The 12,403-nt window shown below is 60.5% G+C and carries 6 protein-coding genes; 4 read left to right on the forward strand and 2 right to left on the reverse strand.

Features of this window, described 5'->3' with window-relative positions:
- Position 1: 1 nt before the first annotated feature.
- Genes nirB through UR504_RS11995 form a run of 3 tightly spaced genes read left to right on the forward strand, consistent with a single transcriptional unit; the run spans position 2 to position 7,964 of the window.
- Positions 2-3,988 (forward strand): nitrite reductase large subunit NirB, encoded by a 3,987-nt coding sequence (gene nirB / locus UR504_RS11985; protein WP_302235316.1) that lies wholly within the window; start codon positions 2-4, stop codon positions 3,986-3,988.
- Positions 3,985-6,510 (forward strand): nitrate reductase, encoded by a 2,526-nt coding sequence (locus UR504_RS11990; protein WP_302235317.1) that lies wholly within the window; start codon positions 3,985-3,987, stop codon positions 6,508-6,510. The genes nirB and UR504_RS11990 overlap by 4 nt, the downstream gene beginning before the upstream one ends.
- Before the next feature lie 47 nt (positions 6,511-6,557).
- On the forward strand, positions 6,558-7,964 hold the full coding sequence (locus UR504_RS11995; RefSeq protein WP_302235318.1) for a YchO/YchP family invasin: 1,407 nt from the start codon (positions 6,558-6,560) through the stop codon (positions 7,962-7,964).
- A gap of 3 nt (positions 7,965-7,967) precedes the next feature.
- Here UR504_RS11995 and narL read toward each other — a convergent pair whose 3' ends face one another.
- Together narL and narX are read right to left on the reverse strand one after the other, a co-directional pair.
- Complete coding sequence (gene narL, locus UR504_RS12000; RefSeq protein WP_008499531.1) at positions 7,968-8,618, reverse strand: two-component system response regulator NarL; 651 nt, start codon at positions 8,616-8,618, stop codon at positions 7,968-7,970.
- Positions 8,611-10,407, reverse strand: coding sequence for a nitrate/nitrite two-component system sensor histidine kinase NarX (gene narX / locus UR504_RS12005; protein WP_111965926.1), 1,797 nt, complete (start codon positions 10,405-10,407; stop codon positions 8,611-8,613). The genes narL and narX overlap by 8 nt, the downstream gene beginning before the upstream one ends.
- A 309-nt stretch (positions 10,408-10,716) precedes the next feature.
- Between narX and UR504_RS12010 the strand changes: the two genes are divergently transcribed.
- A complete protein-coding gene (locus UR504_RS12010; protein ID WP_302235319.1) occupies positions 10,717-12,114 on the forward strand; it encodes a NarK family nitrate/nitrite MFS transporter in 1,398 nt (465 codons plus the stop codon).
- The last annotated feature ends 289 nt before the right edge of the window (positions 12,115-12,403 follow it).

A 12,403-nucleotide genomic window follows, 5' to 3' on the forward strand; every position in this document is an offset into this window, starting at 1 on the left:
GATGCGACTGGTCATTATCGGAAATGGCATGGCGGCCACGCGGCTGATTGCCTCGCTCACCGGGCGTGCTGCCGGTCGTTTCGCTATCACCGTCATCGGTGACGAGCCGGAACATGCCTATAACCGCATCCAGCTTTCGCCGGTGCTGGGCGGTGAAAAGCAGGCTGCAGACATCTGTCTTCAGGATGACGACTGGTACCAGGCGCGCGGCGTGACGGTGCTGCGGGGCGAAAAGGCGATCGCCGTGAACGTGGACACGCGGGAAGTGCAAACCGCCGCCCGCACGCTGAACTGGGATGCGCTGGTATTTGCCACCGGATCAACGCCCTTTATTCCGCCAATCCCCGGCTGCGATGCGCCGCATGTGTTCACGTTCCGTACCCTGGAAGATACCCGGGCCATTCAGGCGATCGTCGGTCCGGCGGTGGTGCTGGGCGGCGGCGTGCTCGGGGTTGAGGCGGCGGCAGCGCTGGCGCGTTCAGGTGACGAGGTCACGCTTGTTCATCGCGGTCCGTGGCTGATGGAGCAGCAGCTGGATCGGCAGGCGGGAATGCTGCTGGAAGAGGCGCTGGCGGCGCGGGGCGTGCGCTGTGAGCTCGTCTCTGGCATCGCAGCGGTGAACGGAAATAGCGTGACGCTGATAAACGGACGCAGTATCGCCGCCGCGCGCGTGGTGCTGGCGACGGGCGTGCAGCCCAGCGTCGCGCTGGCGCAGGCCAGCGGCATACGCTGCGCGCGCGGCATCGTGGTGGATCACCAGATGCAAACCTCCGAGCCGGACGTCTACGCCATTGGCGAGTGCTGCGAAATTGACGGCCAGACGTTTGGCCTGGTCCCCCCCTGTCTGGCGCAGGCGGATATTCTTGCCGCGCGGCTGGCCGGGGACGTCACCGCGCCGTTTGTCCTGACTGACAGCGGCGTACGCCTCAAGGTGACCGGCGTGGAGCTGTTCAGTCTCGGTCGCGCGGCAGAGCAGGAGGGCGACGTGGTCTGGAGCGCATGGGATCCGCTGACCCGTCACTATCGCCGTTTACTGATCAATCAGGGGGCGCTGGCTGGCGTACTGCTGATGGGCGACTGCCGCAGCGCGGCAACATTTACCGATTTACTGGCAACGGCTGCGCCCGCCCACGCGGACTGGCTGTTCGATCGTTTCACTACGCAACCGCAGGTTGCAGGACACAATGCTATGACAAAACCTACTCTGGTGGTGGTTGGGCACGGTATGGTCGGCCATCATTTTCTCGAAGACTGCGTTAACCGCAATCTGCATCAGCAGTATCAGATCGTTGTCTTTGGCGAGGAGCGCTATGCCGCCTATGACCGCGTGCATCTGTCGGAATATTTTGGCGGCCGCAGCGCGGCGTCGCTTTCGCTGGTGGAGGGGGATTTCTTTGCCGACAACGGCATTGAGCTGCGCCTGTCGCAGCAGATTGTCGCTATCGATCGCGACGCGCGCGTGGTGCGTACCGCCAGCGGGCATGAGACCCACTGGGATAAACTGGTGCTGGCGACCGGCTCATACCCGTTCGTGCCGCCCGTGCCGGGCAACGATTTGCCGGGCTGTTTTGTCTACCGCACCCTTGACGACCTGGACAACATTGCTGCGCACGCGGCGGGCTCGCGCCGCGGCGTGGTGATTGGCGGCGGCCTGCTCGGGCTGGAGGCGGCGAATGCCCTGAAGCAGCTCGGGCTGGAAACCCACGTGGTGGAATTTGCGCCTAACCTGATGGCGGTCCAGCTCGACAACGACGGCGCGATGATGCTGCGCAAGAAAATTGAGGCGCTGGGCGTCGGCGTTCACACCAGTAAAGCGACAACGGAGATCGCCACGGCGGACGGCGGGCTGGTGCTGCGCTTTGCCGATGGCGAACAGCTTGAAACGGACATGGTGGTCTTTTCTGCCGGCATTCGTCCCCAGGACGCGCTGGCGCGCAGCAGCGGGCTGGCTATCGGCGAACGCGGCGGGATTTGCATTGACGACGGTTGCCAGACCTCCGATCCGGACGTGCTGGCCATCGGCGAATGCGCGCTGTGGGAAGGGAAAATCTTCGGTCTGGTCGCGCCCGGCTACCAGATGGCGAGGGTGGCCGCCGCCGCGCTGGCGGGAGAGGAGAAAATCTTCGCCGGCGCGGATATGAGCACCAAACTCAAGCTGCTGGGCGTGGACGTCGCCTCGTTCGGTGATGCTCACGGCCGCACCCCAGGGGCGCTGAGCTACCAGTGGACGCACGGCCCGCAGCAAATCTACAAGAAAATCGTGGTCAGCCACGACGGCAAAACGCTGCTCGGCGGCGTGCTGGTGGGTGATGCCAGCGAATACGCCACGCTGGTGCAGATGATGCTTAACGGGATAGCCCTGCCAAAAGAGCCGGAAACGCTGATATTACCCGCGTCGTCAGGCAGCGCGCCGAAAGCGCTCGGCGTGGCGGCGCTGCCGGAAAGCGCGCAAATCTGTTCGTGTCATAACGTCAGCAAGGGCGATATCTGTCAGGCGGTAAGTGCGGGCGCAACGGATATCGGCGCAATTAAGCAGTGCACCAAAGCGGCGACCGGCTGCGGAGGATGTAGCGCGCTGGTGAAGCAGGTGATGGAGTTCCAGCTGGCGGAGCAGGGCGTGGAGGTGAAAAAGGACATCTGCGAGCACTTCCCTTACTCGCGCCAGGAGATTTACCACCTCGTGCGCGTCAACCATATTCGCACCTTTGACCAGCTTATCAGCCGCTACGGACAGGGACACGGATGCGAAATTTGTAAGCCGCTGGTGGGGTCAGTGCTTGCCTCGTGCTGGAACGAGTATCTGCTGAAACCGGCACACCTGCCGCTGCAGGACACCAACGACCGCTACTTCGCCAATATCCAGAAGGACGGTACCTACTCCATCGTGCCGCGCATGCCGGCGGGAGAAGTGACCGCCGACGGGCTGATCGCCATCGGGCAGATTGCGAAACGCTACAGCCTGTACAGCAAAATTACCGGCGGACAGCGTATCGACCTTTTCGGCGCCACTCTGGAACAGCTGCCGGAGATCTGGCAGGCGCTGGTGGAGGCCGGGTTTGAAACCGGGCACGCTTACGGGAAATCCCTGCGCACGGTGAAATCCTGCGTCGGTTCAACCTGGTGCCGCTACGGGGTGCAGGACTCCACCGGCCTCGCGGTCAGGCTTGAGCACCGCTACAAGGGGCTGCGCGCGCCGCACAAAATCAAAATGGCGGTCTCCGGCTGCACCCGCGAGTGCGCGGAGGCGCAGAGCAAAGATGTGGGGGTCATTGCTACCGATAAAGGCTGGAACCTCTATCTGTGCGGCAACGGCGGGATGAAGCCGCGCCATGCGGATCTCTTTGCCAGCGATCTGGATGACGAAACGTTAATCCGCACCGTCGACCGCTTCCTGATGTTCTACATCCGCACGGCGGATCGCCTGCAGCGCACCAGCACCTGGATGGATAACCTGGAAGGCGGTCTCGACTACCTGCGGGAGGTGATCCTCAACGACAGCCTGGGTATCGCCCACGAGCTGGAGCAGGAGATGGCCCGGGTGGTGGAAACCTATCAGTGCGAATGGCAAACCACGCTTAACGATCCCAACCGGCTGGCGCTGTTCCGCACGACGGTGAACGACACCGCGCCGGATGAAAGCAAGCGCTGGCAGGAAATTTGCGGCATCGACGATATCCCCGAGCAGGCGGGCATCGGCGCGCGGCTTGGACGTAAGCCGATTGCGCTCTTCCGTTTTGGCAAAACCGTTTACGCCCTCGACGATCGGGAACCGGGCGGTAATGCGAACGTGCTTTCACGCGGCATTCTTGGCGATGCGGCGGGCGAGCCGGTGGTGATTTCACCGCTGTATAAGCAGCGCATTCGCCTGCGCGACGGCTGTCAGGTAGAGAACGGCGAACCCGCGGTGCGCGCCTGGCCGGTGAAAATTGAAAACGGCAAGGTATGGGTTGGCAGCGACGCCCTGGTAATGCGTGCGGAGGCTTCATGACGGAAACCCGAACAACGTGCCCCTACTGCGGGGTCGGCTGCGGCGTAGTTGCCAGCGTGGAAGGTGAAGCGGTCAGCGTTCGGGGAGATGAAACCCATCCTGCGAACCTGGGGCGCCTGTGCGTGAAAGGATCGGCCCTGGGGGAAACGACGGGGTTACAGGGGCGATTGCTGCGCCCCGTTGTTGACGGACTTGAGGTGGACTGGGCGCAGGCGCTGAACGCGGCAGGGGAGCGTCTGCGGGAGATTATCGACACATGGGGACCGCAGGCGGTGGCGTTTTACGCCTCCGGACAATTGCTTACCGAGGACTACTACGCCGCCAACAAGCTGATGAAAGGGTTTATCGGTGCGGCAAACATCGATACCAACTCCCGGCTCTGCATGTCTTCGGCGGTGGTTGGCTACAAGCGCGCCTTCGGCGAAGACGTGGTGCCGTGCAGCTACGAGGACGTCGAAAACAGCGATCTGGTGGTGCTGGTGGGTTCAAACGCGGCCTGGACGCATCCGGTGCTCTATCAGCGGCTGGTGCAGGCGAAGCGCAACAACCCGCAGATGAAGGTGGTGGTAATCGATCCGCGCAGAACCGCCACCTGTGATATTGCTGACCTGCATCTGGCGCTCGCCCCCGGCAGCGACGCCGGTCTGTTTGTAGGATTGCTCAATCTGATTCAGGGGACCGAGGCGTGGCCGATTGCCCGCGTGGCGGCGTTTTGCGATCTTCCGTCAGAAGACATTGGTACCTTTTACGACTGGTTTATCACCGCGCCTCGCGCAATTACGCTCTACACCATGGGTATCAACCAGTCCGCCAGCGGCAGCGACAAGTGTAACGCTATTATTAACGTTCATCTTGCCAGCGGGAAGTTCAACCGTCCGGGCTGCGGCCCGTTTTCGCTGACCGGACAGCCAAACGCGATGGGAGGAAGGGAGGTGGGCGGACTGGCGAACCAGCTGGCGGCACACATGAACTTTGAGCCGGACGATCTTTCGCGGGTGGCGCGTTTCTGGGGAACGGAACGGCTGGCGCAGACGCCGGGCCTGATGGCGGTGGAGCTGTTTGACGCCATTGCCCGCGGCGAGGTGAAGGCGGTGTGGATCATGGGCACCAACCCTGCCGTGTCGCTGCCGGACAGCCACGCGGTGTGTCAGGCGCTGGCGAGCTGCCCGCTGGTGATGGTCTCTGAAGTGATGAACGATACCGACACCAGCCGGTTCGCCCATATCCGTTTTCCGGCTTTGGGCTGGGGAGAAAAGGACGGGACGGTGACCAATTCCGAGCGGCGCATTTCACGCCAGCGCGCGTTTCTGCCTGCGCCGGGCGAGGCGAAGCCGGACTGGTGGATCGTCGCGCAGATGGCGAAGCGGCTGGGCTACGGCGAGGCCTTTGCCTGGCAACATCCGCACGAGATTTTTTGCGAACATGCGGCGCTGACGGCCTTTGAAAATGACGGCGCGCGTGCGTTAAACCTTCATGACCTGGCTGCGCTAACCCGTGAGGAGTGGGAGCAGCTTGAGCCTTATCAGTGGCCGACAGGGGATTTCCCGCGCCGAAACATTGTTCCCGTTAACCCTCTGTCGCACGGTGCGACGGTCAGCGCGTTGTACCCGCTGATTCTTAACTCGGGGCGCATCCGCGATCAGTGGCATACCATGACCCGAACGGGATACGTAGCCAGACTGATGCAGCATATCGCCGAACCGTTTGTTGAGGTTTGCCCCGCAGACGCCGTTCGGCTTTCCCTGTGCGACGGCCAGCTGGCGCGAATTAGCTCGCCGCGCGGCGTGATGGTCGTCAGAGTACGAATCAATGACGGGATACGGGAAGGCGAGGCGTTTGCCCCGATGCACTGGAACGCTGAGTTTGCCCGCCAGGGAAAGGTGAATGCGCTGGTGGAAGGGCGCTGCGATCCGGTTTCGGGCCAGCCGGAGAGTAAACAAACTGCGGTCAGAATTCTGCCGTGGCAGCCTGCCTGGCAGGGGGAATTCTATGCCAGGGAATGGCCGGAAATGCCTTCTTCGGTTTACTGGTGGCGCAAAGCCTCACGTCTGACGGTGGCGTGCGATAAACCTTTGCTGTCGTGGGTAATGGAATACGCCGGCGTCCGGGGCTGGCAGCTGCAGGTTGCCCAAACCGGCGAACGCAGCAGCGTGCTGGCCTGGCATGAAGGCCAGCTGATGCTGGGCTTCTGGGAGGGCACCGCGTTACCGGCGCTGGCGCATACGGTGATTGAAGCCGCTTTTCAATCACCACCCGTGCTGGCCTCAGAACGTCACGCCTTGCTGAACGGACAGAGCGTCGGGAAGGAAGCGGATCCGGGACGCATCATCTGCAGCTGTTTCAGCGTCGGGGAGAATGCGATACGGGAGGCGATCGTCGGAGGGTGTGATTCCGTCAACGCGCTGGGGGCGAAGCTGCGCTGTGGTACGAACTGTGGTTCCTGCGTGCCGGAGCTGAAAGGGCTGTTTCAGGATAATCCTGAAATGTCCGCCAGGACTGCATTTCAGGGCTTATCGCGTTAACATAATAAGAGTTTATTCATAAACACAGGTTCTTATTGACGACGTTGATGGCTGTATCGTCCCGCATTCGTTTGCTGTTTTTACTCCCCCTTCTTACGGTCGGAGCCGTTCACGGTGCGCCGAATTCCTTTATCCAGCAGGCACAAAATCCCTTTGATAACGACGGGGATAACCTGCCCGACCTCGGCATGGCGGCGCCAACCGGCGAGGGGGAGAAGCATCTGGCCGAAATGGCGAAAGCCTTTGGTGAAGCCAGCATGACCGACAATGGACTGACGACCGGCGAGCAGGCGCGTCAGTTCGCGTTTGGCCAGGTGCGCGACGCGGTAAGCGGCGAAGTGAACCAGCAGATTGAGTCCTGGCTTTCGCCCTGGGGGAACGCCAGCGTGAACTTACTGGTGGATAACGATGGCAAATTTAACGGCAGCAGCGGGAGCTGGTTTATCCCCTGGAACGATAACAACCGTTACCTGAGCTGGAGCCAGCTTGGCCTGACCCAGCAGACGGATGGCCTGGTCAGTAACGCCGGTATAGGCCAGCGCTGGGTCGCCGGGAAATGGCTGCTGGGTTACAACACCTTTTACGATAACCTGCTGGATGAAAACCTGCAGCGTGCCGGGCTGGGCGCGGAAGCGTGGGGGGAAAATCTGCGCCTGTCAGCCAACTATTATCAGCCCTTTGCCGGCTGGCGCGATCGCTCTGACGTCCAGGAGCAGCGCATGGCGCGCGGCTATGACGTCACCGCTAAAGCCTGGCTGCCGTGGTTCCATCACCTGAACACCAGCGTCAGCTTCGAGCAATACTTTGGCGATAACGTCGATCTCTTCAACAGCGGAACCGGCTACCACAATCCGGTAGCGGTGAATCTGGGGCTTAACTACACCCCCGTTCCGCTGGTCACGTTGACTGCCGGGCATAAGCAGGGTGAAAGCGGCGCGAGCCAGAATAACCTCGGGCTGAAGCTCAACTATCGCTTTGGCGTGCCGCTGGTGAAACAGCTTTCCGCCGGTGAAGTCGCCGCCACGCGATCCCTGCGCGGAAGCCGCTACGACTCGCCGGAGCGCAATAGCCTGCCGGTGATGGAGTTCCGTCAGCGCAAAACGCTGTCCGTGTGGCTGGCAACGCCTCCGTGGGATCTGAAAGGGGGCGAGACCGTCATGCTGAAGCTCCAGGTCCGCAGCACGCACGGCATTCGTCAGATCCACTGGCAGGGGGATACGCAGGCATTGAGCCTGACGTCACCGGCGAAAAGCAACAGCATAGACGGCTGGAGCGTGATTATGCCTGCCTGGGATGACAGCGAAGGGGCGACAAACCGCTGGCACCTGTCGGCGGTGGTGGAAGATGAGAAAGGCCAGCGCGTCTCGTCCAATGAGATCGCGCTTGCTGTGGTGCAGCCGCTGGTCGCATTGCCTGACGACGATCCGCGCTGGAAGCTGCTGCCGGATGAGTAGCCCTTAAAAAATGCGTTCCTGATGCACCCACACCGCGGCTTCGACGCGGGATTTAAGCTTCATTTTCTTCAGCATATGCTTCACGTGCACTTTGACCGTACTTTCCGTGATGTCCAGGCGCCGGGCGATCATTTTGTTCGGCAGCCCCTGGGCAATGAGCTTGAGAATGTCGCGCTCGCGCGGCGTTAGCTGGCTGACGTCGCGGTCAGAGGTGGCGCGGTTGGCGCGCAGGCTGGCGGCCAGCACCGGCGTTAAGGCTTCGCTGAGAACCATCTCGCCTGCCGCAGCCTGCTGCAGCGCCTTAAGCAAGTCTTCCGGCTCCATGTCTTTGAGCAGATAACCATCCGCCCCGCGCTTCAGCGCCGTGACCACATCCTCTTCATGGTTCGAGACGCTAAAGACGACGATGCGCCCGGAAAGCGATTTTTCCCGCAGCTTGTCGAGGGTCTCCAGACCGTTCATGCCCGGCATATTCAGATCGAGCAGGATCAGATCGGGATCGAGGGATTCGGCAAGCTCAATGCCCTGTTCGCCGTTGCTGGCTTCGCCAACCACCGTGATATCGGGCGCCATGCTGACCAGCTGTTTCACGCCAGTACGCAGCATCGGATGGTCGTCGATCAACAGGATGGATGCCGGTTCCTGATTAGTCATGGGTTTCTCCTTGAGCAGTTGTAAGCGGTTTCTCGGGAATAAAGGTGACGACAACTTCCGTGCCGCCCGTCTCTCTCCGGCGAACCTGGCAATCACCGCGCAGGCTTTGGGCGCGGTCTCGCATAATAATTAAACCATAGTGGTTAGTGCGTTCGGCATTTTCCGGCACGCCGCGGCCGTTGTCGTGAACCGTAAGCTTCACCTGGTTGTTGTGCTGGCTGACGGTGACCGTTACCGCCGTCGCGCCGGAGTGCTTGAGCACGTTGCTCAGCGCTTCACGGGCGATCTGCAGTAAATGTATGGCCTGATGGGAGGGGACAAACCGCGGCGGCAGCTGGTAGTCAAGCTTCACCGGGAACCCCAGCCGGGCGCTAAATTCGTGACAGCTGGCTTCCAGCGCCGGGCGCAGGCCCGGCTCGGTCAGCTGCAGGCGGAAGGTGGTCAGCAGCTCGCGAAGCTGTACCCAGGAGGTGTTCAGCTCGTTGCGGATCTGGCTAAGCAGCTGCTTATTGCTTTCCGGCATCTCTGCATCCTGCATCTGCAGGCAGCTCACCTGCATTTTCATACAGGAGAGCGACTGGGCGATAGAGTCGTGAAGCTCGCGGGCGATGGTTGCGCGCTCCTCCATGACGATAAGCTGCTGCTGCTTTTCCTGATGTCTGTCGAGCGCCAGCGTGGCCGTTAGCTGTTCGACCAGCGTATCGACCAGCTGCTGCTGGTCGTGGCTCAGGTGACGCCCGGCTGGCAGCGTTGCCAGCAGAATACCGTACTGAGTGTGGCTGTCGGTCAGGCGCCACTTCAGGGTGGTGCCGCCGGACGTCAGCGGCGGCAGGCCACGAGGGCAAAGATGGCAGCCTTTGTCATCGCACGACATATCCGACTGGCAGGTAAATTCCTGATGGTTATCTTCGTCTTCCACGTCGTAGACGCGCAGCTCAAGGTCGTGCAGCAGGGTCAGATTTTGCAGGCCGTTCAGCACCGGAGAGAGGCGCTCGCATAGCGGCACCTGCATGTGCAGACGGCGGTTGGCTTGCCACAGGAAGGAGAGGATCTCGTTTTTCTGCTCCAGTCCCGCCGTTTTTTCCTGAACGCGCTGTTCCAGTACCGCGTAGCTCTCGGAGAGCTCTGCCGACATGGTGTTGAGCGCCTGGCCAAGCATGGCCATCTCGTTGCGCCCGCTGATGTGCGTGCGCTGGGTAAAATCGCGTGCGGTCACCGCGCGGGCCATCGCCAGCAGCTGTTTCCACGGGTTCAGCAGCCGCGCGCGGAGCCAGACGATGGTGAAGATCAGCAGCAGCCCCATAAACAGCGCCATTGCGCGGTGCACCATCACCACCCGGTCGATGCGTAATTCGGTCGTCTGGTCAAAAGCGGAGACCAGCGCATCAATACGTGAGACGAACCCCGCAACGTCCTGCGCAACGGTTTCCGTGCTGCGAGCCTGTTTCAGCCCGGGCTGCAGCTGGGTGTGCCAGTAACCCTGAAGGGCGTTAAGCTGGGACTGCTGACCGGCGCGGATGGCGGCGTTTTCCAGCTCGGGGCTGAAGACCGTGCGCTCCATTTCATCAATCAGAGGCCGATCGTCCTGCGTCAGGGGGACCGACGCCAGCAGGCGATAACTCTGCATGCGTAGCGAGCCTGCCTCGTTGATGGCATGCGCATTACCCTGTACTCCCTGTACCAGCCAGCCGGAGATCGCCATGCCGGTCACGCCGATGGCGGTGGACAGCAAAACAATCAGGGCTAGCTGATTCACGAGCGTCAGCGGAGATAAACATCTTTTTAACATAGAGGTGGCGTGCTCCTGACGTGGCCTGCTTGCAGGAATGGCGCTATTCTGGTGCATACCCTGGAGTATACCCATACCAATAAAGGATTACCCCTAAATTGCCAACGGAGTAGGGGGAAGGAGGTGGGAGTAGCCAGGAACCGTCAGTGCCGTGAAAAACCACGTCTTTTTTACCGAATTAGCCTACTCACTAAGGGTGAGACCTTATTTTGCGCCGCAAATCCTCCCACTTTTCCTTTGATTTATATCAACTTACCGCCGCCTTAAAACCCTAATGTTTGCAGCATCATTCGAGAATCAGAGGTGTCTATGAGTCACTCATCCGCTCCCGAAAGGGAAAATGGTGCCGTTATTACAGACTGGCGTCCAGAGGATCCGGCGTTCTGGCAACAGCGCGGCCATCGTGTAGCAAGCCGGAATCTTTGGATTTCCGTGCCGTGTTTGTTATTGGCGTTTTGCGTATGGATGTTGTTTAGTGCGGTGGCGGTAAACCTGCCGAAAGTGGGTTTTACGTTTACGACCGATCAGCTGTTTATGCTGACCGCGCTGCCGTCGCTGTCAGGCGCGCTGCTGCGTGTGCCTTACGCGTTTATGGTGCCGGTCTTTGGCGGCCGTCGCTGGACGGCATTCAGTACGGGCATCATGATCGTTCCCTGCGTCTGGCTCGGCTTCGCGGTGCAGGATACCTCTACGCCGTTCAGCGTGTTCGTGATTATCTCCCTGCTGTGCGGTTTTGCGGGTGCGAACTTCGCCTCCAGCATGGCAAACATCAGCTTCTTCTTCCCGAAAGCGAAGCAGGGCGGCGCGCTGGGTATTAACGGCGGTCTGGGCAATATGGGCGTGAGCGTGATGCAGCTGATTGCCCCGCTGGCGATCTCTGTTTCTATTTTTGCGGCCTTTGGCGGCGGTGGCGTTGAGCAGGCGGATGGTTCTTCCCTCTATCTGCAGAACGCCGCCTGGATCTGGGTACCTTTCCTGGTGGTCTTCACCCTCGCAGCCTGGTTCTTTATGAACGACCTGTCCGCGTCGAAGGCGTCGCTGAGCGAACAGCTGCCGGTGCTGAAGCGTGGACACCTCTGGGTGATGGCGCTGCTGTATCTGGCCACCTTCGGTTCGTTTATCGGCTTCTCGGCGGGCTTCGCGATGCTGTCGAAAACGCAGTTCCCGGACGTGCAGATACTGCACTTTGCCTTCTTCGGCCCATTTATTGGCGCCCTTGCTCGCTCGCTGGGCGGCATGGTGTCTGACCGCCTGGGCGGTACCCGCGTGACGCTGGTTAACTTCATCGTGATGGCGGTCTTCTGCGCGCTGCTGTTCCTCACGCTGCCGGCCGACGGGCAGGGCGGTAACTTCATCGCCTTCTTCGGCGTGTTTATGGTGCTGTTCCTGACGGCGGGGCTGGGGAGTGCGTCCACCTTCCAGATGATCTCCGTGATCTTCCGTAAGCTGACGATGGATCGCGTGAAAGCGCAGGGCGGGAGCGAAGAGCAGGCAATGCGCGAAGCGGCGACGGATACGGCTGCGGCGCTGGGCTTTATCTCAGCCATCGGCGCGATTGGCGGCTTCTTTATCCCGAAAGCGTTCGGTATCTCTCTGGATCTGACCGGCTCTCCGGCTGGCGCCATGAAAGTTTTCCTCGTCTTCTATATCGCCTGCGTCGTGATTACGTGGCTGGTATATGGCCGTAATACCAAAAAAAATAAGTAAGTGTGATTATCCGTTTACGCGGCCTTCGGGCCGCGTTTTTTTATCCTGAGTAATAGTTACAACATACTCACGACTTTTTCGACAGACGCCTGCGGGGGCACTGCGATCGCCATCGCTTTGCAGGTGGGTCTACCCCTTAATACCTGAGATGTTAAATTCCGACTGGCTTTTTGTACGATGAAATAAAATTAGCCTTATTTTTCATATTGATATGGATTTTTTGGAGATACCGCTTTGGTGGTATTCGGTGTAACCCCTCGCCTGAGAGTCCCTCCTCGTCTTGATCGTT

This window comes from Enterobacter sp. 241F3 (assembly GCF_034106785.1).
In the GTDB taxonomy this organism is placed as follows: domain Bacteria; phylum Pseudomonadota; class Gammaproteobacteria; order Enterobacterales; family Enterobacteriaceae; genus Enterobacter; species Enterobacter vonholyi.

Excerpts from the sequence above, each read along its gene's own strand:
- UR504_RS12010 (WP_302235319.1), top strand. The coding sequence starts at position 10,717 with ATGAGTCACTCATCCGCTCCCGAAAGGGAAAATGGTGCCGTTATTACA.
- UR504_RS11990 (WP_302235317.1), top strand. The coding sequence starts at position 3,985 with ATGACGGAAACCCGAACAACGTGCCCCTACTGCGGGGTCGGCTGCGGC.
- nirB (WP_302235316.1), top strand. The coding sequence starts at position 2 with ATGCGACTGGTCATTATCGGAAATGGCATGGCGGCCACGCGGCTGATT.
- narL (WP_008499531.1), bottom strand. The coding sequence starts at position 8,618 with ATGACTAATCAGGAACCGGCATCCATCCTGTTGATCGACGACCATCCG.
- narX (WP_111965926.1), bottom strand. The coding sequence starts at position 10,407 with ATGTTAAAAAGATGTTTATCTCCGCTGACGCTCGTGAATCAGCTAGCC.
- UR504_RS11995 (WP_302235318.1), top strand. The coding sequence starts at position 6,558 with ATGGCTGTATCGTCCCGCATTCGTTTGCTGTTTTTACTCCCCCTTCTT.